We start from the raw sequence: 23,851 nt of genomic DNA, 5'->3' as shown, positions 1-23,851 counted from the left end.
ACGCTGGCCAGGATTGCCCTCTCGTGAGGGCGAATCTGAGCCGCTGGACCATCAGGTCCTTGCCGAACAGACCCTGTTTAATCCCGGATAGCCGGCTGTTTGGGCCACGCGAACCAGAACGTGGCGCCCTGATCCACCTTTCCTTCGGCCCACACGCGCCCCCCGAACCGGAGGCAGGAGCGCCGCACCGTGATGAGTCCTACGCCACTGCCCTCGTACACCTTCGAGGAGTGCAGGCGGCTGAACAGCCGGAACAGCCGGTCCTTCTGCCGCATGTTGAAGCCCGTGCCGTTGTCCTCCACACCAATGTGGTACTCCGTCTCAAGGTCCTTGACCCGCAGGTGAATGCGGGCCATTTCCCGCTCCTTGGTGAATTTCAGGGCGTTCGCGATGTACTCGTCCAGAACCAGGTACAGCGCGCGGGGGTCGCCCTGCAGCGTGGGCAGCGGGTCGAAGGTGAGCTGCACGTTCCGGTCCGCCATGGCTGGCTGGGCATTCTTGCGGACTTCCTTCAGGACGCTGTGCAGATCCACGGGCCGCAGGCGAACGCGCATGGAGCGCATCTGCATGTACCGGTCAATGGAGGCCATCAGGGCGAACACCTGCTGCACCGCCTGCTCGGTGTGCAGCAGCGCCTGCTGCTGTTCCTGCGGCGTACGCTCGGTGCGGGCCAGGCCCAGGAAATTCATGGCGCGCGTCAGGGGCTGGTGAAGCTGCTGGACGAAGACGGTCATCACCTGCTCAAGTTCCTGATTCAGTTCCCGGATGCGCACGCTGTGCTGCGCCAGTTGCTCCTGCTGGGCGGCCGTGGTGTCCAGCAGACTCGCGTGCGCCTGTTTGTACGCGGTAATGTCCGTCAGGACCAGACGGAACCGGCGGAAGTCGCCGTCCACCTTCTCGGCGTCGAGGTCCAGCAGCACCTCGAAAGTGGACCCGTCCGCGTGGAGCAGCTGCGCTTCGCCGCGGCGGCTCAGGCCGTGCTGGACCGCCTGCCCGAGTAGCAGCTCAAAGGACCCTTGCGATTCCGGCGCGAGAAACTGACTGAAATGCCGGCCGATCAGCACCTCGCGGCTGCGCCCCAGAAGCCCCGAGGCTGCGCGGTTCACCTCCTGAATCCGGCCCTGGGCGGTGAGCAGCAGGTACGGAACGGGCGCTTCTGTGAACAGCGTCAGAGCGTCCTGCCGGCTGGCCTGAAGTTCAGCTTCCAGCGACGCCACCCTCTGCTCAAGAAGCGGCAACGGGGACTCCTGTGGGGGCTCGAGATCGGGCATGGTGTGTGATCCCATTCCGCGAAATGAGAATGTGCAGGAAACCCTCAAGCCTGTCCGGGGTCAGGCCGGCGGGGGCGACCCGGCGTTTGTCCCGCCACCGGTCAGGGAGAACCGGAAAGGAGACAGCGCGGGCGGCGGCCCTGGGCCCCAGCCGCACTACCCCGGGCCGTCACGGTTCGGTCGTCTGCACAGTCACGTCGCTGGCCGCTCTTTCCCGGCGCGCCCGCAGGTAGCCCAGCCCGGTCAGCACAGCCGCGAAGACGCCCAGCAGGGCCACCGCCGGGGCGAGGCCCACCACGCCCATCAGCACGCTGGCCAGACTCACGCCCACCGGGCGCAGGCCCTGCCCCACCAGAATCCGGGCGCTGTACACCCGGCCCCGCACCGATTCAGGCGTCAGGCGCGCGAACAGCGTGCCGACCATCACGTTCAGCGGACCGAAACACAAGCCCATCATCACCGCCAGGACTAGCGCCACCCCCAGCGACGGAGCGAAGGCGACCCCGACAATGCACAGTGCCGGACCGATGCACCCCAGGGCAATCCAGTTCAGCGGGTGACGACTGACGCGCCGCCCCATCCAGATCACCATCCCCAGTTCCGCCACGGCCAGCAGCGAGCCGAGCAGCCCCACGCCCAGCGCGCCGCGGTTCTCGGCCTGCACCCAGGCCAGGGCAGCGGGAAGATCCACGCCGGTCATCAGGCGGTCGGCGATGCGCGGCAGGAACACCGCGGTGTACGGCTCCATGGCGAAATTCACGCTGGCGAGCCCCAGCAGCGTCGCCCACAGCGCCGGGCGCGCCTGCACGAACGAAAACCCGAACCGGGTGCGTTCCCACCACGCGGCCCAGCCTCGTCCGGCGTCGCCCGCGGCGGCCACCGGCGGGAAACGCACCAGGGAGTACGCGATCACCGCCACGACAAACGTGGCGGCGTTGACCCACATCACGCCCGGCGCACCGATGCTCGCCACCAGGAACCCCGCGCTGATGGGGGCCAGCAGTCCGCTCGTGGTCCACGTAAGGTTGAACAGCGCCTGAATGCCCTGAATCCGCTCCTCCGGCACGAACGAAGGCAGCGACGCCTGCTGCGCCGGGAAGATCACGCTGCCCGTGAATCCCGTGAGGGCCGCGATCACCACCAGCGCCGGAAAGGACAGCAGATGCAGCCCGTACAGCAGGGGAATCAGGCTGATCCACACGGCGCTCAGGCCGTTGGCAACGCGGAGCGTCGCGCGGCGGTCCCACACATCCGTGAAGCTCGCCAGGCTGACCGTGCCGATCAGCATCGCCACAGTCCACGCGCCGATCACCGTGCCGGACAGGCCCGGCGAGTTCGGGTACAGGCGGTACAGGAACCAGGCGAGCGCAATGAACGTCAGGCCATTCCCGAAGGTGTTGATACTTTCACCGACCCACAGGATCAGGATGCGGCGGTCGCGGAGCAGGGAGAACATGGCGGAACCTCGGCAGGGCGCGGGGAAGACAAGGCGCCAGGGCGGCGCGACCCCAAAGATAAGCACCAGGCGGCCCGGTAAGCCGTTTGGCTCAGAGGCTCCACTCCAGCTGCGGCCTGCGGTCCGGCGGGTCCGGGCGCTACCCTGCAGTGATGAGTGACACCCTGACCGAGGTGGGAGCGAACGTCCTGCGGGCCCTGCAGGAGGGAAGAGCACTCACGCGGCACGACCGGGCCGGGCGTGGCCCGTACTACACGCTTGGCGGCCGGCGCCTGAGCATGCCCCTCGTGAAGCAGCTCGAAGCGCAGCGGTTCATTGCCCGGTCCGGTCGCCCCGGAAGCCCGGTTTCCGCGTACGAACTGACGCCAGCCGGCACTGACGCCCTGACGATGTGGACCACCCGGCCTTAACGTCCGCGCGCCATCAGAAAAGGGGGCGGTTGTGCCGCCGCCCCCCTTCCAGGCACTGAACCCGCTGGCTCTACCGTTTCCCGGCGGCCGCAATGGCCGCGGCCGGATTGACCAGACCGTTCCCGAAGAAGTTGTCCCGTCCGTTCGGGCCGAGGTCGGTGGCGGTGGCGCTGAGCAGGGCGCGCAGCTCCGCGTTGCTCAGGCTGGGCTTCGCGGCCCACACCACGGCGGCGGCGCCCGCCACGTGCGGCGTGGCCATGCTGGTCCCGTTGAAGTACTCGTAATCCGACGCGTAGATCGACACGCTGCCCGTCACGCTGCCCTGCTGGGCCGCGGCGAGCGTCGCCAGGCCGTCAGCCTGCGTGATGCCCACCACGGGAATGGTCTGCTGGGTGCCCAGCGTGACGCTGCTCAGTGGGCCGGCCCTGTTGTTGTACACGATCACCGCCGCGGCGCCGTTGGCGACGGCGTTCGCCACCTTCGCGGCGAAGGTGCAGGTGCCGCGCGCAATCAGGGCGATGCTGCCCGCGAGGTTCGGGTTGACGGCGCCCGGCTCGCAGAACTGGTTGTCCGCACCGCCGGCAGGCACGACCGGCAAGTCAGTCACTGTGGTCTTCGCGGCAAACTCGAACGGGTTGACGCTCTGGTAGGCCGCGACCCCCGTGGCACCCGCCCTGGCGGCCAGTCCGGCGCCGACCGGCACGCTGGACAGGACAGCCACGCCCGGCGCCACGAGCTCCTGCTTGCTGTTGTAGTTGCTGAAACTCGCGAGGTTCCCCAGGTTGTCCACGGCGCCCACCTTGATGACGTTGGGGTAGTCCGAAGGGTAGTGGGGCAGCTTCACGCCGTCGTTGCCGGCGGCCGCCACAATCAGCGCGCCCGCGTCGTACGCCGCCTGGAAGGCGCGCTTCTCGGTCTTGCTGCCCTCGTCGGACCCCAGAGACAGGCTGATGATCAGGCGCTCCTCCTGCCCGTTCTGGCCCTGGCTCCTGAGCTGACTGACGCACCAGTTGACGCCCTCCACAACCCCTTCGGACGAACCGCTGCCCTCATCCCCCAGCACCCGCGCCAGGTACAGGTTCACGTCAGAGGACACGCCGCCGACCCCGCGGGGGTCCATGCCGGTGGGGCCCACGCTGGAACCCACGCCGTACTGCGCGAAGATCGTTCCGGACACGTGCGTGCCGTGATGATTGACGTCATTGAGTAGAGCGGCGGAGTCACGGCCGTCGCCCATGAAGTTCCGGAAGCCCTTGAGCCTTCCGGCGAACTCCGGGTGGGTGCCGTCAATGCCGGTGTCCCCCACACAGACCGCCACGCCTGACCCCGTGTACCCGTTCGCACGCAGGGCAGGCACGCCCAGCGCCATGTCGCCGTACGTGAATTCCCCACTGGGCTGCCAGTTGACGTTGAGGCCGCCAAGCTGCCCGCCGGGCTTCCCGATCACGTCCCCGTCCCCGGTGACGTAATTGTCGGCACGCCGGGTGACCGTCAGCTCGACGTACTCCACGCTGGGATCAGCCGCGAGTTTCGTGGCCTGCGCCTGCGTCAGCGTCGCGGAGGCCGCTTCAATCCGGTCAAAGGAACGCCGGAGCTGCCCCCCCACCTTCTGGACCGCGTCGGCCCGGACGCCCTGACCGGGCTTGAATCCGATCAGGTAGGTTCGGGCACCCCCCGACGCCAGGCTGCTGAGGCCTGCACCGCCGGTCGGCGCGGCGCTCTGCTGTCCGCAGGCGGCAAGGGCAAGGGCGAGTCCCACGAACATCACACGACGCTTTGCACTCATATGGCTCCTTCCTCGGGGCGTGTCTGAGTCGCGCCTCCGGTCAAGATGAACTGTGTGGCTGCCCCCGCATCCTCTCTCGAACCTCAGAGGGCCTTTGTGGAATTTCTTACTTTACAAGAGGCTCCCCTGGTGCCGTATGACTCCTCCCTGAGCCTCAGGGCCGCCCCCAGCACAGCGGCTGACCACCTGGCTTTCCTGTGACCTGTAAGGAATCGTGACGCTGTCCCAAGAGCAACCGGCCGGCACGCGCAGTACGCTTCACCATGACCGTCACGCCAGGACTGTTCCCAACCTTCTTCCTGTCGGGCTTTGAATGCTCCACCTTCCACTGGAAGCGGCAGGGCCGGCGCGACCTGGTGGCTGAAACCCACCACGACCGCTGCGTTCACGAGGATTACGCCCTGCTGCGCACCCTCGGCATCGCCGTGGCCCGCGAAGGCATTCCCTGGCCGCTGGTGGAACAGGACGGGCAGTTCGATTTCTCACGGCTGGACCCGGTGCTGGACGCCATGAACGAGAGTCAGATCATGCCCATCTGGGACCTGTGCCACTACGGGTACCCGGACGGCCTGGACCCCCTGTCCGAGGAGTTTGCGCAGCGCTTCGCCCGGTACTGCCGCGCCGCCGCCCACCACGTCCGCGGCCGCACCCCCGGCCCCCCGTGCTTCACGCCCATCAACGAGATCACCTTCTTCGCGTTCTGCGGCGGCGAGTGGGGCTGGGTCGCGCCGTACCTGACCGGCCGGGAGAACCGATTTGCCCTGCGGGCCGCGCTGTGCCGCGCCGCCATCGCTGCCGCCCGTGCCATCCGGGAAGTCATCCCGGAAGCCCGCATGGTGAACGTTGACCCGCTGGTGTACGTGGTGCCCCCCGCCGACCGGCCCGATCTGGCCGACGAAGCCCGCGACGAGACGTTCAGGGATACCTTCGCCGCGTGGGACATCCTCGCCGGCCGCACCCACCCCGAGTACGGCGGCTCGCCGGACGTGCTCGACATCGTCGGCGTGAACTGCTACTCCTTCGGGCAGATGGAATACCGCGAGCAGGGCCCCCACCAGGCCCTCGGTCCGCGCGACGAACGGATTCAACCTCTGGCCGAGCTGCTCAAGACCGTCTCGGACCGCTACGGGCGGCCCATCATCATCGCGGAGACCAGTGGCCTGCGCGAGGGCCGGCCCGCGTGGCTCAAGGACGTCATGGAGGAATCCCTGGCGGCCATGGCGCGCGGCATTGACCTGCACGGCATCTGCCTGTTCCCGGCCGTTGACATGCCTGACTGGCACACCGGCGAGTGGCTGCACAACGGCATTTTTGATCTGGTTCCCGAGGGCCCGCAGTTGCGCCGTGAAGCGTACGGCCCCTACGTGGACGAACTGCGCCGCTGGCAGAAGGAACTCAACCGCGTGACCGAACTGGACGAGGACCCTTTCAGCGATCCGGTCAACCTCGAGGAGGTCCGCGCCGCCGCGCGCCGCCTGCAGCTGCGCCCTGACCGAGACTGGTCGTAGGGCGGCCGTCCGAAGGTGGTTGGTAAAAAGCAAGAACTCCGCGCTATGCGGAGTTTCTTTCTGGAGCCAGAGGTCGGATTTGAACCGACGACCTACTGATTACGAATCAGTTGCTCTACCCCTGAGCTACACTGGCGGGCCGAAAATTGTGGGGCTCCCGGGTGGAAGCTCAAAAAGTATATGGAGGGCGGCGGGGGGTGTCAAGGCGAGGTGGGCTTATGCTGGCGGGCGTGAGTAACGCAGTGACGCCGTTTGAGACGATTTACGGACGGGTGCAGCCGCTGGAGTGGCTGTGCCTGGCGCCGCACCCGGATGACGCGGAGATCGGCGCGGGGGGCACGTTGATCCGCCTGGCGCGTGCGGGGCGCGCGGTGGGCATTCTGGAGTTGTCGCGTGGGGAGCGCGGCACGCAGGGGTCGCCGGAGGTGCGTGTCGCGGAGTGCGCGCGCGCGGCGCAGCTGATGGGCCTGGCCTGGCGGGGGCAGCTGGGGTTGCCGGATGGCGAGCTGCGGGACACGCTGGAGGGCGCGCACGCGCTCGCGGCGGTTCTGCGGGCGGTGCGGCCGCGGGTGCTGGTGGTTCCGCATTACCGCGACCGGCACCCGGATCATTTCGGCTCGTACCACCTGAGCAAACGGGCGGTGCATCTGGCGCAGCTGCGCAAGGCGGACCTGGGGGGGGAGCCGCACCGGGTGCCGCGGGTGCTGCTGTACCAGGGCAATGCGGACATCACGCCGAACCTGCTGATTGATGTGGGGGACGTGCAGGCGGTGTGGGCGGCGGCGGTGCTGGCGCATGAGAGTCAGTTTTCGGGCGCGGCGATCTCGGAGACGGTCACGCCGGAGATCGTGGAGCGCCGCCGGGGGCGCATGACGTACTGGGGGACGATGGCGCGCGTGCGCTACGCCGAGCCGTTTGAGGCGGAGGACGCTCTGCTGGTGGACCCGCTGGGGTTGTGAGTCAGGACTCCTGGCGGGTCTGCATGGCGTGTGCCCAGCTGCTGAACGGGCTGGGGGGGCGGTCCTGCCCGCTGAGCAGGTCCTCGATTTCGTCGGCGAGGTCCAGCCCGTACTTGTACGCGGCCTGCCCGGCAACGAGGCCGCCGCCGTACTTGTCGCGGTAGTTCTGGACGGGCCGGTCGTGGTTCATGGCTTCGGCGCTGGCGTTCGTCTGGGGCAGGAGGGTGGTGAGGATGGGCGGGGTGCGTTCGCCGGTGTGCGCGAAGGCGGTCTGGAGGTCGTCGTGGAGGCGGGCGAGGCCCTGGCGGTGCTGGGCACTGGCACTCTGGTATTTGGTGATCAGGACGCCCAGGCAGTGCAGGCGCAGGTCGCGGGCGCGGCGGATCTCGGCGATGCGCGTGGCGATCTGCGGAATGCCGTAGGTGCTGAGCCGGTCGGGGATGGTGGGAATCAGGTAGTGGTCGCTGACTTCCAGGCCGTTCTGCGTGACGAAGCCCAGGTTGGGTGGGCAGTCGATCAGGACGTAGTCGTAGTGAGTGAAGGCCGGCGCGACGATCTTCTTGATGACTTCCATCGGGCCGACCGAGTAGTGCGTGCGGGCGGCGATGTTCGCCATGTGATCCTGCACGTCGATCAGGCGGATGGAGGAGGGCAGGACGTCCACGCGGCCGTACGAAGCGTCGCCCAGGCGGGCGATATCCGCTTCGTTCAGGCGGTTGAGGTTGCTGGCGCCGCGCACGATGGCCCGCTGGGGGTTGAAGTCGCGGGTGCCGTTGAGCAGGTCGAGGAACAGGTGCGCGAGGGTCTGCCGTTCGTCGTCGGCGCGTTCCCAGCGCGTCTCGCCGATCAGGGCGAGCGTGGCGTTCGTCTGGGGGTCCAGGTCAATGACCAGGACGCGTTTCTGCTTCACGAATGCCAGGGCGTCAGCCAGCTGGACGGTGGCGGTGGTTTTCGCCACGCCGCCCTTGAGGTTGATGAAGCTCAGGACGGTGGGGGTCACGTGCCCAGGCCGCGCAGGGTCGCGAGCACCAGCTCGGGCCGCACGGTGTAATCGCCGGTTTTCTCCTCAACGTGCTGGTAGCGGATGACGCCGGCCTTGTCGATCAGGAAGACGGCGCGGCCGCTGATGCCCCGTTCGTCTATGGCAACGCCGTACGCGCGGGCCACCTGAAGGGTCATGTCGGCCAGCAGGGGCACCTCGATGCCGTACTCGGCGGCCCAGGCGCGGTGGGCGTGCACGGAGTCGCGGTTGACGCCCAGGACGACCGCGCCGGCCTCCGCGAAGTCATCCTGGCGGCCGGAGTACTCCGGCAGCTGCATGGAGCATACCGGGCTGAAATCCAGGGGGTAGAACACCAGGACCACATGCTGCTGGCCGCGGTAACTGCTGAGGGTGATCTGCTCCCCGGTGGAGGCGGGAAGGGTGAAGTCCGGAGCGGGCTGTCCCACGAGGCTCATGTCCGGCAGTGTAGCGGGCTCGCCCTGCGCCCGCCGCGTGCGGACGCGCCCGGTCTGGACCTCTCTGTGGGTCAGCTGAGAGGAAGGTTGACGTTGAACTGCGTCCCGGTTTCCTTATGGCCGGGCAGGCGGGGGGTACCCTGGGGAGGTACCGTCCCCGGCGTGTGCCCCTAGGGCACTGAACTGGCCGGGCACGGCGTGTTTCGAGGAGGAACTGTCATGGCCGATGTGATGCCCCCCAACATGCTGAACGAGCGCCCCCGCACCCCGGCGGGTCTGCTGAGCAACCGCGAGAAGGACCGCCTGATCGAGCGGGGTTTCCTGGGCCTGTACCGGTGGTACACCGCCCGCAGTCAGGAGACCCGCAACTGGAACCCGGACCGCAGCTTCGACTGGCGGAACATGAACAAGGACCTGCCGCCTGAGGTGATCACGGTCATTCAGGGCTTCTTCGCGGTCGAGCAGTACGCGCCGGACTTCACGAGCAGTCTCGTGCACCTGGTGCGCCGCAGTCACGGCCGCAGCCACTTCCAGCTGCGCTGGGGCAGTGAAGAGGAAAAGCACGCGGACGCCTGGGAGAACGCCGTGCTGTTCAGTGGTCAGCGCACTCCCGAGTGGATTGAGGAGTACAAGGAACGCCTGAAATCCCAGACCTGGGAGCTGCCGTTCCCGGACGCCATTCACAACCTCGTGTACACCGTGTTCCAGGAGCGTGCCACGCAGCTGAACTACCTGAACATGATGAAAATCGCGCAGGGCAGGAGTGACAAGCCTCACCTGAAGGGCGTGAGCGACCCGGTCCTGGCGAAGGTCTCGCAGATCATCGCGGTGGATGAAGCGGCGCACTACAACTTCTTCCTCGAAGGCGTGCGCATGTACCTGTACTACTACCCTGAGCAGACGCTGCACGCCATCAAGAACGTCATCGGGCAGTTCAGCATGCCCGCCGCGACCCTGGTGCCCAACTGGGAGGACTTCTTCGAGACCGTGTACCGCGCCGGCATCTACGGCCCGCGTGACTTCCAGCGTGACGTGCTGCAGGTCGCGTTCCGGAACATGGGCATTGAAAGCCGCAAGGCGCTGGAAGAAGGCATCCGCAAAACGCGCGAGGTGCCGGATTTCGAAGGCGGGAATTTCAAGACGACCGCCATCTGGGACACCTTCGACTACGGCGCCGTGGAGGGCGACGTGCGGCGCCTGCACGTCAAGATTCAGGAGTACGAGAAGGAGATCGGGTTCGACGTGTACGACCCGACCGAGTTCATCGAGAACCCCGAAATGCCCCGCACCGGCCCGAGCGCCGCGGACGACTGAAGCCTGCCGACTGATCCTGCCTGCCCTCCGGGGCAGGTTTTTCGTTTCGTTCCGTGGCGGCGCGTGGCATGCTGAGGGGGTCCCCGCGTCCCGGACGTCCTGCTCAGCGCCCCCAGTCCCCCGAAGGAGAACGGTGTGATGCCCAATCCCGCCCTGACCGCCCTGGGTTACGGCCCCGACGACCGTGTGGTGATTTTTCATGCCGACGACCTGGGCATGTGCGAAGCGACCGTGACCGGCTGCGCCGACCTGTTCGCGGCCGGCACGCTGCCCAGCGCGTCTGTGATGATGCCCTGCCCCTGGGGGCCCGCAGCGGCTGACCTGGCCCGGCAGTTCCCGGACGCGGACCTGGGCGTGCACCTGACCCTCACGAGTGAATGGCCCGCCTACCGCTGGGGGCCACTGAGCACCCGCGATCCCGCCAGCGGCCTGCTGGACGCGCAGGGGTACCTGCCCGCCACTGTGGAGGCCGTGCGCGCCCACGCCGATCCTGACGCGGTGCGCGCTGAGCTGCACGCGCAGGTGAGCCGCGCCCTGGCGTGGGGGATCGACGCGTCGCACGTGGACGCCCACATGGGCGCCGTGGCCCACCCGAAGTTCCTGCCCGCGTGCCTGGAGGTCGCCCAGGTGCACGGAGCGCTGCCCATGTTTCCTAACCTGGATGAACACGGCTGGCGCTCGCACGGCCTGACGGCCGCGGACGCCGCGCAGGCCGCTGCACTGACCCGCGAACTGCAGCGGCAGGGCCTGCCGCTGGTGGATCACCTGGTGATGCTGCCCCTGCACGAGGGCGGGGATCACGTCCCCCTGATCGAGGAGCTGCTGCTGGCCCTTCCGGCGGGGCTGACGCACTTCATCCTGCACCCCGCGCGGGACACGCCCGAACTGCGCGCCGCGGCGCACGACTGGGCGGGCCGCGTGGCGAACTGGCGGGCATTTCTCGATCCACGCCTGCCGGGCGTGATCAGGCGCAGCGGCGTGCACGTCAGCAGCTACCGTCCCCTGCGGGCCCTGCTGCGCGCCGCCGGGTCCACTTGACCGGCCCGGCGGCTGCCACGCCGGGGGCGGCCACCACGTCCGCACAGCGCTGGCGGTATGCGCTGATGAACTTCGGCCTGACCATCCCCACGCAGGCCACCAGTTTCCTGCTGCTGTACTACGTCGAGCACCTGAAACTGAACCCCGCGTGGGCCGCGACGGCCATGACCCTGTTCGCGCTGTACAACGCGGCGAACAACCCCCTGATCGGGTTCCTGTCCGACCGCACCCGGTCCCGCTGGGGCCGCCGTATTCCGTACGTCCGTTTCGGAGCGCTGCCCAGCCTCGTCCTGTTTGGTCTGCTGTTCAGCGCCCCGTTTCACGGCACCGAACAGCCGGTCGCGCTGCTGGTGTACTTCGTGACGCTGCTGGTGCTCTGGGAGACGGCCGCCACAGCCGTAGGAACCGGCTACCTGTCCCTGCTGCCGGAAATGTTCCGCACGTACCGGGAACGCACGGACGTGGCGTGGCGCATGAACCTCGTGCAGACGCTGGGTCTGCTGGTGGGCCTGGCGCTGCCGCCCCTGCTGGCCGGTCTGATCGGCTGGTCCGCCATGGCCTGGGTGTTCGCCGCCGTGTCCGGCGCGGCAATCCTCGCGGGGGTGGGCGGCCTGTTCGAACGGCCCGGCCGTCACGAACGCGAACTGGGGTTCCTCGCGGCGCTGCGCGCCACGTTCACGCACCGCGCGTTCCTGATTGTGGTGGGGGCCCTCACGATGCGCTTTTTCGCCACGGGCACGCTGTCGGCCGGCATGGGCTTCTACGTCCGGCACAGTCTGGGCGTGGACAGTGGCCTGGTCACCACCCTGCTGCTGGCCGGAGCGTTCGTGACGGCCGGCGCGGCCCTGTGGCCGTGGCGGACCTTCGTCGCGCCGCGCCTGGGACCCCGCGGCACGTTGATGCTGGCCTTCGCGCTGAGCGCCGCGTCCCTGCTGCCGCTGGCGCTGGTGCAGTCCGTGCCCGGGGCGGTGGCGACCACCGTGCTGTTCGGCGTGGCCCTGGCCGGCCTGATCCTGATGGGGGACGTGATCATGGCCGACGTGATCGACGAGGACGAACTGCGCAGCGGCCAGCGGCGCGAAGGCATGTACTTCGGCATGGCGGGTTTCATCACCACGCTCAGCAGCGCCCTGACGTCCCTGGTGTTCGGCGCCGTGACCCGCGCCTCAGGGTACGACCCGACCCTGGCCGCTCAGCCGGAGGCGGTGGCGGCCGGGTTCCGCTTCTTCATGACGGTGCCGCCCATCTGCGGGGCGCTGCTGGCCCTGGGCATCCTGGCGTTCTACCCTCTGCACGGCGAGCGGCTGCGCGCCGTGCGGGAGGCGCTCGCCCACGTGCGGGCCCGGGCGGACGAGGCCGGGTAGTCCTTCGCGCTGCGCGTGGCGCGTTGGTCAGCCGGCGCTCGCGCCGGGCCTCTCAGCCAGAACGAAACGCTCGCGACCCGCGAGGTCCGCGGCGGTCCGGGCAGCCCAGCCGGCGGCGCGCAGCTCGGCGGCGAACCCCGGGGCGTTGCGCGGATCCAGCTCCAGCAGCAGCGGGCTGCCGGGCCCCAGGGCGTCAGCGGCCTGCGCCGCCAGCCGCCGCGCCAGACTCAGGCCGTCCGGGCCGCCGTACAGCGCGAGGGCCGGGTCGTGCGTCAGCTCCGGCGGGGCCGTCACGCGGTCGGCCTCCGGCAGGTACGGCGGGTTGCTGACCACCAGGTCGAACGGGCCGGACACACCGGTCAGCAGGTCCGCCTGGAGGAGCGTGATGTCCAGGGCGTTCAGCGCGGCGTTCTCGCCCGCCAGGCTCAGGGCTTCGGCGCTCAGGTCGGTCGCGGTGACCGCCGCGTCCGGCCGGGCGGCCTTCACCCCCAGGGCCAGCGCGCCCGTCCCGGTTCCCACGTCCAGCACGCGCGGCGCCGTGACGCTCCGCAGGGCGCCCAGCGTGAGGTGCAGCAGCCATTCCGTTTCCGGGCGGGGCACCAGTGCCCGCGCGTCGCAGCGCAGCAGCACGCCACCCCACTCCACCTCGCCCAGCAGGTGCTGCAGCGGCACCCGCGCCGCGCGCTGCGCCAGCAGCTCGTCCAGGCGGACCTCATCGGGGCCGCTGAGCGGGGCGTCCGGGGCGGTCAGCAGCGCAGTGGCCGGCAGGCGCAGGGCGTGCAGCAGCAGCGCGCGGGCGTCCACCTCCGCAGAGGGGACGCCCGATTCACGCAGGCGCGCCGCCGCGGCGCGCAGCCACTCCCGGCGCTGCATTCACCCGTGCCGGGGCCGGATGATCAACCGGCGCGCGGCGCCCTCACCCACCGACTCGCTCATCACGTCCGGGTGCTCCTTCAGGGCGATGTGAATCACGCGCCGCTCGGCGGCCGGCATGGGCTGCAGCTCGTGCGGTTCGCCGCTCTTGGCGACCTGCACGGCCAGCCGCTCAGCCAGTTTCGTGAGGGTGTCGGCCTGCCGCTTGCGGTACCCGCCGATGTCGACCCGCACGCGCAGGTGCCCGCGGCCCTCCTGCTTGGCGAGCACCGTGTAGGCCAGCACCTCAATGGCGCCCAGCGTCCGCCCGTCCCGCCCGGCGAGGCGCGCGGCATTCTCACCGCTGATCTCAGCCTCCAGGGCGTCCTCGGCTTCCCTCACCGTCACGACGAGGTCCGGGTCGATCCGGCCGATCAGGCCCCGCAGAAAGTGCTCCAGCGTGGCCCGCGGGTCCTCCGGCGCGGCTTCCAGCGTGGGCGTGCCGGTCAGGGTGGCGTCCGGCGCGGGCGGCGGCAGCTCGCTCTCGTCCGCGTCGCTGATGCCCAGCCCCGCGAGGTAGTCGTCGAGGTTCGTGCGGTTATCCATGCCCCGCAGTCTAGCGCGCCGTCCTCACCGTTTTCCCACGCTCTGACCCGGCCGGGCCTGCGCTGCGAAGGCCCGGACGCTGCGCTCCAGCATCCGGTACACCTCCCCGAACCCGTCCGGCCCGCCGTGGTCCGGGTCCGGCACGTCGGCGTCCGGCGCGACGGGTCAAAGTGCCGCATCAGCAGCCGCGCCGCAGCGTCCGGCGGACTCAGGCGACGCGCGTCCAGCAGGTTGGAGGCGTCCATCGCCAGGATGACGTCCTGCCCGGAAAAGTCCGCCACACTCAGCTGCCGCGCCCGCCCGTTCAGACTCAGGCCGTGCCGCGCGCCCACCTCCCGGCTGCGCGGATCGGCCGCCCCACCCACATGCCACGCTCCGGTTCCGGCGCTGCTCACCACGGCGTTCACGCCCGCCCCCGCCAGCTTACGGCGCAGCAGCGCCTCTGCCAGCGGACTGCGGCAGATGTTTCCCAGGCACAGCGCCAGCACCCGCAGGGGCCGCTTCCCCTCAGTCACGCCGGTCCTCCAGCCGCGCGGCCGGGCCGTACACCACCCGCCGCACCAGGCTCTCCATGGGGCCACGCCCGAAGCGGCGCAGCCACCACGCACTCAGCGGCAGCTGCGCGCCCCCCACCAGCAGCGCCAGGACCAGGCCCTGCGCCGCGCCCCACACCGGCAGGCCCCCGCTGTACGGCGCAACCGGTCCGTCCGGCGCCGCGCTGACCCAGCGGTAACCCTGCCCCAGGCCGTACGGGTAGAACAGCAGGGTCATCAGGACGCTCTGCGTGAGGTAGTTCGTCATGGCCATGCGGCCGCTCGCCGCGAAGAACCGCAGCGGCCCCAGGCGGCCTGAGGCCGTCAGCAGCCCGACCACGCCCACGTACCCCAGCGCCGCCGCCAGCCCACCTCCCATCCGTACCGGCAGGGCCAGCATGCCCGCCGCGTAGGTGGACCGCGTGTTCAGGTACGCCAGCAGCAGCCCCAGCGGCACGCCCAGGCCCAGGCCGCCCACCGCCAGGCGCCGCAGCAGAGGCCGGTGCTCGTGCGGGCGGTGCAGCAGCCCGCTGCGCTGCGCGGCCGCGCCCAGGCAGAACAGGGCCAGCAGCCACGGACCGTTGAACACCGTGCCGTCAATCAGCTCCGGCAAAAACCGCCCTGCGCGCTCCGCCACGGTGCCCGCGTACGAAGGGGCCAGGTCCGGCAGGAAAAAGAACCGCGGCCCGGTCCGCGCCGCGGCGCCCGCTGCGCTCAGCAGCGCCAGTCCCAGCCACCACGCACCCAGCCCCCCGGCCAGCCCCACCAGGGCCCGGACGCCCAGACCGGCGGTAAGCAGCAGGGCGAACGCCAGCAGCGCGTAGTTGCTGATGATGTCCCCGTGCCACACCAGGACGTAATGCGCCGCCCCCACCAGCAGCAGCGCGGCGTGCCGCCGGACAAACACGCCCGCCCCCTGCCGCGCCAGCAGTCCCGCGGCGCCCCAGCCGAACAGCATCGCGAAGATCGAGATGAACCGCCCGTTCGCCAGCGTGTCGGTCAGCACCTGCGCGGCGCGGTCCACGCCCCGCTGGTGCCATTCCAGGAACCCTGCGAAGTCCTGCATGTTCACCACCAGGATCCCCAGCAGCGCCAGCCCGCGCAGCACGTCCGGCAGCGGCGAGCGTTCACGCACCGGGCCCCGCTCGGGCGGGGCGGGCGGCGCGGCGTCGGGCGGGCGGGGGACGTCGGTCATGCCAGGAGGCTAGAGCATTTTCCGCCTCGTCCGGCGCGCCTCAGTCGCGCACGTACACGCGCAGCTGCTTCAGAGCGCCACTCACGTCGTACGACGACCACTTCAGCGTGACACTCCCCGCCTCGACATTGTTGGCCTCCAGCCCCAGCTTCAGCGGCACCTTCCGGCCGTCGGGTGTGGTCGCCACAGCCGTGAGCGTGTATATCCCCAGCGGAATATCGTTGAAGTTCTGCCCGTGGTAAGCCCAGCCGGCTCCCAGCGTGGTGCGCCCCCCACCATTCGGGTCGGTGTAGGGGTATCCGCCGGGAGGGGCGAGCGGCGCGGTCCTGAAGGTGTAGACCACGGGTTTCCCTGCGGTGCCGTCAATCAGTTTGCCCTGCGGCGTGAACGTCAGCGTGACCACGCTGCCTTCCGGCGCGGCGCCTGGAACGGCGGCGCTGTAGCGCTCGTCGCAGTACGCCTTGGCAGGCAGCCCGCAGTAGCTGAAGTCGATGCTCGCGCCGTACGTGTCGTCCCAGTCACTGCCGCCACCGGGTTTGTTGCCGCTCAGACGCCAGCGGAAGTTCAGGTTCCCGCCCTCAGAGGAATCCACCTCGGTGTTCAGGCTCCCACTCTCCGGGTGCAGGGGCAGGGTGAACGTCGCGCCGCCCAGCGCGCGTTTCACGCTGGCACTCGCGTGATACCGGCCGTCCGGCACGCGCAGGCTGTACGTGCCGTCTGCCTTCGTGACCGCCGTGAAGCTCGTGCGCTGCCCCTGCGTGAAGGTCGTGCCGACAATGAACACCTCGGCGCCGGCCAGCGGCCGGCCCTGCGTATCCAGCACCAGTCCGGTCACGTACCCGCGTTTCGGGGCAGGCGGTTTCACGGTCGGGGCGGGGGCCGCCGGAGCCGGCGTGCTGCGCGTGGCGGGGGCAGGGGCTGGCGTGGGCGCCGCCGGGGTGCGCGGCGTGGGTGCTGCCGGCGTCAGGGCCGCGGGCGGGCGGACGGCCGGGGCAGCCGCCGTGAGTTTCAGCGTACACCAGCCCAGCAGGGTGGTGCCGTCGCTGTCGGCCCAGATGCCCGCCAGGGCTGCACTGGCCTTCGTAAGCCGGAACGACACGAAGCGGCCGTCCTGGTCGTCACTCACGCTGAGTTCCCTGTAGGCGTACCCCAGGGAGTTCAGCACCTGCCGGAAATTACCTTCCAGGCCCGCCACCGAGTCCCACACCACGTACTCGCTCTTCACGCAGCTGCCGCCCGCGTCGGTGGCAACGGTGCGCAGCGCGCCGGCGAACTCTGCAAGTTCCGGCGCGCCACTCACGATCTGCGCGCCGTCAATGAAGGTTGCGTCGACCAGGCTGCTGCGTGGTCCGGCGGCGAGCGCCACGGACAGCAGGGAACTGAGGCCAAGAGTGAGGGCAGCGGCACGTTTACGCATAGGCACTCCAGAAAGCAGGTACAGGGTGGGAACGTGGGGGCCGGACACGGTCCGGCGAGGTGGGCCGAACCCACCCTCAGCGTACCGCTGCGAATTCCAGAGGGCACGTACCGGCGCTGGTCACATGACTGCCCCCGCCGGGGGTACACCGGCCTCAGGCGCGCGCAACGACCAGCGGCCCGCGCGGTCCCAGCGTCAGTCCCGGCTGCGGCGCCGGGTCCCCTCCCAGCGCCCGCAGGGCCGGCAGCGCCGCGAGCGTGTCATGAATCAGCAGCTGCGCGAGGTGCATCCCCAGGCACAGCCGCTCCCCACCGCCGAACGGCAGGTACGCCCACGCCGGCGGCCGCTCCGCCCAGCGGGCCGGGTCGAACGCCTCCGGGCGCGTCCACAGGTCCGGGTCGCGTCCGGACAGGTATGGCGAGTACAGCGCCAGCGCTCCCCTCGGCAGGCGCACGCCCCGCCAGTGCACGTCGCAGCTCAACCGGCGGCTGCCCATCCAGCCGGGGGGATGCAGCCGCAGCGTTTCCTTCAGCACGGCCGGGTGCTGCGCCGACGCGCGCCACTGCGGGTGCTGGGCAAGGTACCACGTTGCGTAGGCCAGGGCGTGCGTGGTCGTGTCGTGCGCCGCCGCCAGACTCACCCGCACTTCCTCCAGGCCGCCGGGAAGGGGGGCCAGCACCGCCAGCAGGTCGTCCCCGCCGCCCCGCGCGAGCCGGGCGTGCGCCAGCCGGCGCACCTCACCCTGCACGCGGTGGAACAGGGCCGGGCGCGGCAGGGCCGGCACGGGGAACGGGCGGCGCAGCGGAGCCAGAAAGGCGTGCAGCAGCGCTTCGGGGAACTCCCCGCTGAAGTACGCGGCGTTCAGCAGCTTCAGCACCGCGTGGTCCGCCCACGCCAGCGCGTCGAACGGGCCGTCCGGCACGCCCGGCAGGGCCGCGCGCGTCCGGGCCTGCAGGCTCAGCAGGTGCGCGCGCGAGAACCCCGGGTTCATCAGGGCCCGCCGACCCGCGTGCCCCGGCGCGTCCGTCAGGATCACGCCGCCCGACAGGTACGGCACCACCCGTGAGAAACTCCCAGCGCTGCGGAAACTGCCCAGGTCCGTGAGCAGCCGCCGGTTCCACGCCGGACTGAACCCCACCACGGCCGGCAGGCCCAGCCGCAGCCGGAACACGTCCGTGCCCGCCGCCCGGGCCCGCGCCGCCCCCTCCTCAATCAGCGAAAGGGGCGACAGCGCCCAGTCCTGCAGGTGCCCGTTCCCGGGCCGCGTGGCCGGCTCCGGCAGCGCCTCCAGGCCCGGCCCGGACCTCACTGCGGAAATGACCACACCTCGCCCTCACGCGGCACGGCGCGGCCATCAAGGTCATCGAAAGGCAGCTTCAGCAGGCCCCCCGCGCCGTTCCAGCCACTCAGCACCGACAGCGGCACCCCGCCTCCCGGGTGCACCGTGCCGCCCACCTGCACGAGGTTGCGTGCGTGAGGCAGCGTCCAGCCGGGGCGCAGGCTGCCGGTCAGGCCGTGCGGCGCCCGCCCGTACAGCGCCCCGCCCTTCGCGGTCCGGGCGTACTCGGCGGGCGACAGCGCCTGCCACGCCATCACCGGCAGCGGGCCCGGCGCCGCCGCGTGCAGACGCTCCTGCAGGCGCGCGAGCAGCCACCCGCCGTACTCCTGCGGGCGGTCCGTGACGCCCGGGTCCGGCGGCGCGTTCACCAGCAGAAAGGCGCGTGACCCGTCCAGGTGCAGGTACAGCGTCGGGTCGCGCGGCAGCCGCCCGGCCCGGATGTCCCGCCACTCGCGCGGGTACTCCGCCGGCCAGTAGATGTGGTGCGCCTGCCCGCAGTCGCGGCCCAGGTGCAGTTGCAGCGCGAAGCCGCTCACGCCGCGCGGCGTGGCCCTCTCCTGCTCGCCCAGCCACGACAGGGTCAGCGCACGGTCCGCGGCACTCACCCAGGCGTCGGCCGCGAAGGCGCCGCGCGAGGTGTGCGCGCCCAGCACCTCACTGCCGTGCGTGCTGAGGCTCGTAACGCGCGTGCCGAACTCGAACCGCACACCCAGCGCCTGGGCGTGCGCATGCAGGGTCCGCGCCAGGTCGAGCAGTCCGCCCTTCAGGTGCCACACCCCGTACCCGAGTTCCACCCACGCGATGTTGTGCAGCACGGCCGGCGCCCGGTACGGATCGGCCCCCAGGTACGTTGCGAACCGCAGCCAGAACGGCGTCAGGAAGGACCCGGACCGCACGAACCGGTGCAGCGGCACCAGCGGCGCCGCCCGCCGCCCCCGCGTGAGCGCATACCGCGCCAGCTGCGCCGGACCAGGGGGCGGCGCGAACAGAAACGTGTCCTGCGCGTCCAGATACATGCGCCGCGACGCCGCCAGAAGCGCCGCGTACCGCCGCCCCTCCCCCCTGGACAACTGCGCCAGCGTGGTGTCCAGGCTGCCTGCCACGTGAAGCGCCTCTGGGGCAAACGTCCGTCCGCCCGGCGCGTGGTACGTCGTGGTGGGCCGCGCCGCACTCAGGACCGGCATGGGCAGGTCCAGGCGCGCGTGCAGTGCCCGGAACACCTGCGGCATCGTCACCACCGTCGGGCCGCTCGAAAACGCCTCCGAGCCCAGCGCCGCCTTCCCCCCCGGCCCGTCCAGAGCGTCGAGCACCGTCACGCGCGCGCCCGCCTGGGCGAGCCGCAGGGCCGCCGCGAGCCCCGCGAAGCCCGCGCCGATCACGGCCACGTGCCGCGGCGCCCGTCTCACGCCCGCCCCCCCGCGCCGCACGCCGCGCACCGGCACGCGCAGGGTGCTTCAGGGGTGGCGCCACGCGAAGGGTTCACGCCGCCGAGCATACGGCAGTCCCCCCACCCTGAAGCGTCACATTGCGTCCGGTCCGGTCGCCTCACCGCGGCGTGCTGAGCGTGAAGGCCAGCAGCGCCTCGCGGATGACAAGGCGCCCGGCCCGCTCACCGCCCGGAACCGGCGGGCCGCCCACGGTCAGGACGGCCCCGTACTTCCCGTGGGTCCAGCGGTATTCGTGCCGGCCGGCGCGCGCCGCAGGTGTGTCCCCGGCCAGCTGCCCGCCCGTCTTCCACACGATGACCGTGGGTTTTGCCGTGGCGGCCAGCGCCGCAGGCGGCGCAACACGGCCGGGTCGTTCGCCGGCCGGTACACGCCACCCATTCACCTGCGTCATGCGGGAGGCGCAATGCCGCACGCCCCGCACGTTGCTGCGGTGCCCAAAGAAGCTCTGTGCGGGCGCTGCGCACTCCGAGGAAGGCTGCGGCGTGTCCACCGCACCGGGATTGTCCTGTCCGGCCGTCACGGGCGTCTGCTGGGGGCCGTGCCCACCTCCTGCAACAGGGTGCCGGCCTTCACTCAACGCGGGGGAACGCCCTGGGCCAGCACCCGCCCTGGCGCGTCACCCCAGAGCGGCACGGGCGTCCCCATCCTCCGGGCCTGCCCCGGGCTCCTGAGCCGCAGATGAATCTGCTCCGCGCGACGCCTACTGCCGGTACTCGCGGCCCTTCCAGGTCACGCGCGGCCGCATCGCCCGCCGGTACACCGGCAGTGCCAGCAGCGGCGTCAGCGGCCCCAGCAGCCCCTCGGCCAGGTCCGCCGGTGCGCGCCGCCCGGCAATCACGTTCACCACCAGCCGCTCCAGCAGGCTCGCGGCGCGTAGCGCCCTGCGGTTCGGGACCGGCAGCACCCACGGCAGCGTGTGGCCCAGCAGGTGCAGCAGCACGCTGAAGGTCATCAATACCCGCGAGTTCAGGTGGATGGGCAGCGCGTTCTTCCCGAAGCCAGCCACCGACGCCGGGTACGACCGGTACATGCGCACGCTGATGCACCCGCGGCCCATTACGGTCGTGACCTGCAGGCCCAGCTGCGCCAGGAGCCGCGCCATGACGGTGTCTTCGAGCACCTGCGCCCGCACCGCCGCGTACCCGCCCACACGGATGAGCGCCGCGCGGCGGTACGCCATCACCTGTCCGTTCGCAATGGTCGCCAGCGGGTGCTGCGGCTGCATGCGCAGCAGCGGAAACGGAAAGTACGACAGCACCGCGGCGTCCACCAGCGGCGTCAGGATCCGTTCGCCCGGCGTGCGGTTCACCTGGCGCGGCTGCACGCTCAGCAGGTCCGCCCCGGACGCGTTCAGTTCGCGCAGCAGCCCGCCCAGGGCCCCGGCGTGCCACGTGACGTCCGCGTCCGTAAAGACCAGCACGTCCCCGACCGCGGCGCGCAGCAGCTGCTGGCACGCCCAGGGTTTTCCGTGCCAGCCGTCCGGCCGGGCCTCACCGGCGATCACCCGCGCGCCCAGGCGGCGCGCGACCTCGCCGGTACCGTCGGTGCTGCCATCGTCCAGCACGATCACCTCGTGCGCACCCTGGGCCAGCACGCCCGGCAGGGTCACCGGCAGGTTCCCGGCCTCGTTGCGCGCGGGAATCAGCAGCGACACACGTGGCCCCCGCGCCGGCAGCGGCGCAGGCCGCAGGCGCGGGAACGTCACGGCATTCACGGCGAGCGTCAGCAGCTTCGACGCCAGCCACACGGTCGTGACTGTCCGGTACGCCCGCGCCCAGCCGGGCTCCGCGGCGCGCCTCACGCGCGGTCCCCGGTGAGCCACGCGAGCAGCCGCGACGCCGGGTCCACCCGGACTGACCGGCTGGCGCGTCCCGGGACCAGCCGCAGGTACCCGGCCAGCGGCTCCTCCGGAACGCTGCGGTGCAGGTCCGCGTCGAGCGCCGCCAGGTGCTGGGCCAGGGCTCCGGCGAGTTCCCCGGCCGTGACGGGCGGTCCGAAACGCAGGTACGCCTCGGGCCACTGTGCGCCGCGCAGCACGACGCGCAGCGCCACCGGCACAAGCGGCACGTCCGCCGAGCGCGCCAGCCACCCCGCGCCCCTTTCCACGCCCCGCAGCGGCCCTGCCGGGTGCAGTTCGCCTTCCGGGAACACCACCAGCCAGCCGGCGCGGGCGCGCCTGACGGCGGCGCGCAGTTCGCCGGCGCGCAGCGCCCCCACCCGCCGCAGGAACGGGAAGCGGGCCAGCTGACGCGCGTTCATCAGTACGCTGAACGGCTCCCCGCACGTCACGGCCACCTCGCGCAGCACGTACCCGTCCCACCACGAGTGATGGTTCGGCGCGAGCACTGCCGCGCCCGCCGGCACGCTGCCCCCCACCCAGACGCCGCCCAGGCCACTGCGCACGCTGCGGCGTACGCTCAGGGCGAGCAGCCACGTCGCCCAGCGGTGAGGGTCAGCAGTCACGGCGCGTCACCCGCCCGGCCAGCCACAACCCCAGTGCCATGGCGGCCAGCGTCACCGCGGCCTCTGCGTACCGGCCCACCAGCACCAGCCCGCCCGGCAGGAAGAACGCCTCGACCGGGTAGGCAACGCGGAAATCCGGTTCGGGCCGGCGGTCGGCGGGCAGCAGACTCAGGAACGGAACGGCCGAGCCTGGCCCGGGCACGGTGGGCCGCACGAGCGGCAGGGTCCAGCTGGGGCGCCGCAGACCGAACACCTGCGGCGCGACGCCCGTGAACACCCACGCGAGCCCCGATCCCACCGCCCACCAGCCCAGGAAGTTCTGCAGCGGCGCGCCGGCCCACACCGGCAGCGGGTCACGCCACGCCCAGTAGCCCTGCGCGGTCATGAGGGGTTCCAGGCCCACATCCCAGAGCATCATCAGCAGTCCCGCCAGCCACGGCCGGCCGCCGGACAGGCATGTGGCCGTCAGCGTCAGCGCGAACCAGCCCAGCGGCACGATCACAGGCACCCCCAGCAGCAGCGGCGCCGGCGCCCCCGCGTACGAGTACTGCCCGAAGGGCACGCCGGTCCGGCTCCCCAGCACCTCGGCCGCCAGGCCCGCTCCGAACGACACGACCAGCGTCACCAGCGCGCGCACCCACCCGGCCCGTTCCCACATGAACGCCAGCGCCGCCGCACACAGCGCGCCCGTGCTGGCCAGCCCCAGCACCGGGAACCCGGCGGGCCACAGCGGCACCGGGATTTTCAGCAGTGCGTACAGGGCCACCAGCGCCATCCACGGCCGGGTGCGCGCCAGCAGCGCCGCGCCGCGCGCGCCCAGCACCTCCGGGAACCTCCGGCCCAGCGTGTCTCCCGCCAGTGCGAGCGCTCCGCTGAGGGGCAGGCCCAGCGTGATCAGCGCCCACCCGGCTGCCTGCCCCGCCATGACGAGCAGCGCCCCCAGGAAGGCCACACCCAGCGCCGCGAAGGCCAGACCCGCCCGCCGCGCGGTGGGGGAGAGGGTGACCCTCACGTGCCCACCGTCCGCAGGGCGGTGAAGTACGCCCGCGTCACCTCTGAAACGTCCTGCGGCAGGGCCGTCCGGGGCCACCAGCGCGCCTCGGCCGCGTCATCCGAAGCGCGCACCTCCCCCCCCGCGAACGCGGCGGTAAAGACGTGCGTCTCCCACGCCACTACGTTCCCATCTGGGTACATGTGCCGGTGCCGGTAGACGCCCAGCGGCGTCAGCAGACCCACACTCAGGCCCGTCTCCTCGCGCAGTTCCCGGCGGGCCGTGACCTCCGGCGTCTCCCCGGTCCCAGCGCCGCCGCCCGGCACGTCCCACCGCCCGTTGTCCCGGCAGCGCACCAGCAGCACCGACCCGTCGCGCAGCACCGCGACGCCGGCCCCCACCCGCCGGGGCGACCGCATGACCCACCGTTCCGTGCGCACAAC

The 23,851-nt window shown here is 71.1% G+C and carries 22 protein-coding genes, 1 tRNA gene and 1 pseudogene; 6 read left to right on the top strand and 18 right to left on the bottom strand.

The annotated features are described in order from the left end of the window. Nucleotides 1-77 precede the first annotated feature (77 nt). Nucleotides 78-1,271 carry a sensor histidine kinase gene (locus tag LAJ19_RS11025; protein WP_225475800.1) on the bottom strand — a complete coding sequence of 398 codons (1,194 nt, stop codon included), beginning with the start codon at nucleotides 1,269-1,271 and terminating at the stop codon, nucleotides 78-80. Nucleotides 1,272-1,440: 169 nt separating this feature from the next. Beyond that, nucleotides 1,441-2,727 (bottom strand): MFS transporter, encoded by a 1,287-nt coding sequence (locus LAJ19_RS11020; protein WP_225475799.1) that lies wholly within the window; start codon nucleotides 2,725-2,727, stop codon nucleotides 1,441-1,443. A gap of 152 nt (nucleotides 2,728-2,879) precedes the next feature. On the opposite strand from LAJ19_RS11020, the gene LAJ19_RS11015 reads away from it, so the two are divergent. Then, nucleotides 2,880-3,137: a hypothetical protein gene (locus tag LAJ19_RS11015; protein WP_225475798.1), complete on the top strand. Its 258-nt coding sequence runs from the start codon at nucleotides 2,880-2,882 to the stop codon at nucleotides 3,135-3,137. A gap of 70 nt (nucleotides 3,138-3,207) precedes the next feature. Here LAJ19_RS11015 and LAJ19_RS11010 read toward each other — a convergent pair whose 3' ends face one another. After that, complete coding sequence (locus tag LAJ19_RS11010; RefSeq protein ID WP_225475797.1) at nucleotides 3,208-4,923, bottom strand: S8 family serine peptidase; 1,716 nt, start codon at nucleotides 4,921-4,923, stop codon at nucleotides 3,208-3,210. A gap of 263 nt (nucleotides 4,924-5,186) precedes the next feature. Between LAJ19_RS11010 and LAJ19_RS11005 the strand changes: the two genes are divergently transcribed. Beyond that, nucleotides 5,187-6,431 (top strand): glycoside hydrolase family 1 protein, encoded by a 1,245-nt coding sequence (locus LAJ19_RS11005; protein WP_225475796.1) that lies wholly within the window; start codon nucleotides 5,187-5,189, stop codon nucleotides 6,429-6,431. Between the two features lie 61 nt (nucleotides 6,432-6,492). Here the strand turns inward: LAJ19_RS11005 and LAJ19_RS11000 are convergent. Then, nucleotides 6,493-6,567 (bottom strand) — tRNA-Thr (locus tag LAJ19_RS11000). 106 nt (nucleotides 6,568-6,673) lie between these two features. Between LAJ19_RS11000 and LAJ19_RS10995 the strand changes: the two genes are divergently transcribed. Continuing rightward, nucleotides 6,674-7,390 (top strand): PIG-L family deacetylase, encoded by a 717-nt coding sequence (locus LAJ19_RS10995; protein ID WP_432804245.1) that lies wholly within the window; start codon nucleotides 6,674-6,676, stop codon nucleotides 7,388-7,390. A gap of 1 nt (nucleotide 7,391) precedes the next feature. Here the strand turns inward: LAJ19_RS10995 and LAJ19_RS10990 are convergent, their stop codons facing one another. Both LAJ19_RS10990 and LAJ19_RS10985 read right to left on the bottom strand, forming a co-directional pair. Continuing rightward, a complete protein-coding gene (locus LAJ19_RS10990; RefSeq protein ID WP_225475794.1) occupies nucleotides 7,392-8,390 on the bottom strand; it encodes a ParA family protein in 999 nt (332 codons plus the stop codon). Next, the gene (locus LAJ19_RS10985; protein WP_225475793.1) at nucleotides 8,387-8,848 is read right to left on the bottom strand and encodes a peroxiredoxin; all 462 of its coding nucleotides are present in this window, start codon (nucleotides 8,846-8,848) and stop codon (nucleotides 8,387-8,389) included. Before LAJ19_RS10985 ends, LAJ19_RS10990 begins: the two co-directional genes overlap by 4 nt. Nucleotides 8,849-9,067: 219 nt before the next feature. Here LAJ19_RS10985 and LAJ19_RS10980 point away from each other — a divergent pair, with 219 nt between their 5' ends. The 3 genes from LAJ19_RS10980 to LAJ19_RS10970 all read left to right on the top strand — a co-directional run bounded on the left by LAJ19_RS10980 (nucleotide 9,068) and on the right by LAJ19_RS10970 (nucleotide 12,564). Further along, complete coding sequence (locus LAJ19_RS10980; RefSeq protein ID WP_225475792.1) at nucleotides 9,068-10,162, top strand: acyl-ACP desaturase; 1,095 nt, start codon at nucleotides 9,068-9,070, stop codon at nucleotides 10,160-10,162. A 138-nt stretch (nucleotides 10,163-10,300) separates the two neighbouring features. Continuing rightward, nucleotides 10,301-11,200, top strand: a complete 900-nt coding sequence (locus LAJ19_RS10975; RefSeq protein ID WP_225523256.1) for a polysaccharide deacetylase family protein — start codon at nucleotides 10,301-10,303, stop codon at nucleotides 11,198-11,200. 65 nt (nucleotides 11,201-11,265) lie between these two features. Then, nucleotides 11,266-12,564 (top strand): MFS transporter, encoded by a 1,299-nt coding sequence (locus LAJ19_RS10970; RefSeq protein ID WP_225475791.1) that lies wholly within the window; start codon nucleotides 11,266-11,268, stop codon nucleotides 12,562-12,564. 27 nt (nucleotides 12,565-12,591) lie between these two features. Here LAJ19_RS10970 and prmC read toward each other — a convergent pair whose 3' ends face one another. The 12 genes and pseudogenes from prmC to LAJ19_RS10910 all read right to left on the bottom strand — a co-directional run bounded on the left by prmC (nucleotide 12,592) and on the right by LAJ19_RS10910 (nucleotide 23,827). Continuing rightward, complete coding sequence (prmC, locus tag LAJ19_RS10965; RefSeq protein WP_225475790.1) at nucleotides 12,592-13,437, bottom strand: peptide chain release factor N(5)-glutamine methyltransferase; 846 nt, start codon at nucleotides 13,435-13,437, stop codon at nucleotides 12,592-12,594. Next, the gene (locus tag LAJ19_RS10960) at nucleotides 13,438-14,022 is read right to left on the bottom strand and encodes a Jag family protein (protein ID WP_225475789.1); all 585 of its coding nucleotides are present in this window, start codon (nucleotides 14,020-14,022) and stop codon (nucleotides 13,438-13,440) included. A 212-nt stretch (nucleotides 14,023-14,234) separates the two neighbouring features. Next, nucleotides 14,235-14,510, bottom strand: a pseudogene (locus LAJ19_RS10955) (low molecular weight protein-tyrosine-phosphatase); the annotation flags it as partial. Between the two features lie 19 nt (nucleotides 14,511-14,529). Continuing rightward, the gene (locus LAJ19_RS10950; RefSeq protein ID WP_225475788.1) at nucleotides 14,530-15,750 is read right to left on the bottom strand and encodes a DUF418 domain-containing protein; all 1,221 of its coding nucleotides are present in this window, start codon (nucleotides 15,748-15,750) and stop codon (nucleotides 14,530-14,532) included. 40 nt (nucleotides 15,751-15,790) lie between these two features. Next, nucleotides 15,791-17,167, bottom strand: a complete 1,377-nt coding sequence (locus LAJ19_RS10945) for a carboxypeptidase-like regulatory domain-containing protein (RefSeq protein WP_225475787.1) — start codon at nucleotides 17,165-17,167, stop codon at nucleotides 15,791-15,793. A 154-nt stretch (nucleotides 17,168-17,321) separates the two neighbouring features. Then, on the bottom strand, nucleotides 17,322-18,491 hold the full coding sequence (locus LAJ19_RS10940) for a cytochrome P450 (protein ID WP_285892297.1): 1,170 nt from the start codon (nucleotides 18,489-18,491) through the stop codon (nucleotides 17,322-17,324). After that, nucleotides 18,473-19,912 carry a phytoene desaturase family protein gene (locus LAJ19_RS10935; RefSeq protein ID WP_225475786.1) on the bottom strand — a complete coding sequence of 480 codons (1,440 nt, stop codon included), beginning with the start codon at nucleotides 19,910-19,912 and terminating at the stop codon, nucleotides 18,473-18,475. Before LAJ19_RS10935 ends, LAJ19_RS10940 begins: the two co-directional genes overlap by 19 nt. Nucleotides 19,913-20,051: 139 nt before the next feature. Next, nucleotides 20,052-20,345, bottom strand: a complete 294-nt coding sequence (locus LAJ19_RS10930) for a hypothetical protein (RefSeq protein WP_225475785.1) — start codon at nucleotides 20,343-20,345, stop codon at nucleotides 20,052-20,054. A 309-nt stretch (nucleotides 20,346-20,654) separates the two neighbouring features. Beyond that, entirely contained in the window at nucleotides 20,655-21,755 is a 1,101-nt protein-coding gene (locus LAJ19_RS10925; protein WP_225475784.1) for a glycosyltransferase family 2 protein, read from the bottom strand. Next, nucleotides 21,752-22,417 (bottom strand): 1-acyl-sn-glycerol-3-phosphate acyltransferase, encoded by a 666-nt coding sequence (locus LAJ19_RS10920; protein ID WP_225475783.1) that lies wholly within the window; start codon nucleotides 22,415-22,417, stop codon nucleotides 21,752-21,754. Before LAJ19_RS10920 ends, LAJ19_RS10925 begins: the two co-directional genes overlap by 4 nt. Next, the gene (locus tag LAJ19_RS10915; protein WP_225475782.1) at nucleotides 22,407-23,429 is read right to left on the bottom strand and encodes a carotenoid biosynthesis protein; all 1,023 of its coding nucleotides are present in this window, start codon (nucleotides 23,427-23,429) and stop codon (nucleotides 22,407-22,409) included. Before LAJ19_RS10915 ends, LAJ19_RS10920 begins: the two co-directional genes overlap by 11 nt. Next, nucleotides 23,426-23,827, bottom strand: coding sequence for an NUDIX domain-containing protein (locus LAJ19_RS10910; RefSeq protein ID WP_225475781.1), 402 nt, complete (start codon nucleotides 23,825-23,827; stop codon nucleotides 23,426-23,428). The genes LAJ19_RS10915 and LAJ19_RS10910 overlap by 4 nt, the downstream gene beginning before the upstream one ends. Nucleotides 23,828-23,851: the final 24 nt, after the last annotated feature.

Origin of the sequence: Deinococcus taeanensis, assembly GCF_020229735.1 — a bacterium.
Classification (GTDB): Bacteria; Deinococcota; Deinococci; order Deinococcales; family Deinococcaceae; genus Deinococcus; species Deinococcus taeanensis.
This window is presented reverse-complemented; position numbering and strand designations above follow the sequence as displayed.

What these genes read in the sequence shown, in the direction of transcription:
- LAJ19_RS10930 (WP_225475785.1), bottom strand. Translation starts at nt 20,345, where the DNA reads ATGACGCAGGTGAATGGGTGGCGTGTACCGGCCGGCGAACGACCCGGC.
- LAJ19_RS11005 (WP_225475796.1), top strand. Translation starts at nt 5,187, where the DNA reads ATGACCGTCACGCCAGGACTGTTCCCAACCTTCTTCCTGTCGGGCTTT.
- LAJ19_RS11025 (WP_225475800.1), bottom strand. Translation starts at nt 1,271, where the DNA reads ATGCCCGATCTCGAGCCCCCACAGGAGTCCCCGTTGCCGCTTCTTGAG.
- LAJ19_RS10950 (WP_225475788.1), bottom strand. Translation starts at nt 15,750, where the DNA reads ATGACCGACGTCCCCCGCCCGCCCGACGCCGCGCCGCCCGCCCCGCCC.
- LAJ19_RS11010 (WP_225475797.1), bottom strand. Translation starts at nt 4,923, where the DNA reads ATGAGTGCAAAGCGTCGTGTGATGTTCGTGGGACTCGCCCTTGCCCTT.
- LAJ19_RS11020 (WP_225475799.1), bottom strand. Translation starts at nt 2,727, where the DNA reads ATGTTCTCCCTGCTCCGCGACCGCCGCATCCTGATCCTGTGGGTCGGT.
- LAJ19_RS11015 (WP_225475798.1), top strand. Translation starts at nt 2,880, where the DNA reads ATGAGTGACACCCTGACCGAGGTGGGAGCGAACGTCCTGCGGGCCCTG.
- LAJ19_RS10980 (WP_225475792.1), top strand. Translation starts at nt 9,068, where the DNA reads ATGGCCGATGTGATGCCCCCCAACATGCTGAACGAGCGCCCCCGCACC.
- LAJ19_RS10910 (WP_225475781.1), bottom strand. Translation starts at nt 23,827, where the DNA reads ATGCGGTCGCCCCGGCGGGTGGGGGCCGGCGTCGCGGTGCTGCGCGAC.
- LAJ19_RS10985 (WP_225475793.1), bottom strand. Translation starts at nt 8,848, where the DNA reads ATGAGCCTCGTGGGACAGCCCGCTCCGGACTTCACCCTTCCCGCCTCC.
- prmC (WP_225475790.1), bottom strand. Translation starts at nt 13,437, where the DNA reads ATGCAGCGCCGGGAGTGGCTGCGCGCCGCGGCGGCGCGCCTGCGTGAA.
- LAJ19_RS10960 (WP_225475789.1), bottom strand. Translation starts at nt 14,022, where the DNA reads ATGGATAACCGCACGAACCTCGACGACTACCTCGCGGGGCTGGGCATC.
- LAJ19_RS10945 (WP_225475787.1), bottom strand. Translation starts at nt 17,167, where the DNA reads ATGCGTAAACGTGCCGCTGCCCTCACTCTTGGCCTCAGTTCCCTGCTG.
- LAJ19_RS10970 (WP_225475791.1), top strand. Translation starts at nt 11,266, where the DNA reads ATGAACTTCGGCCTGACCATCCCCACGCAGGCCACCAGTTTCCTGCTG.
- LAJ19_RS10975 (WP_225523256.1), top strand. Translation starts at nt 10,301, where the DNA reads ATGCCCAATCCCGCCCTGACCGCCCTGGGTTACGGCCCCGACGACCGT.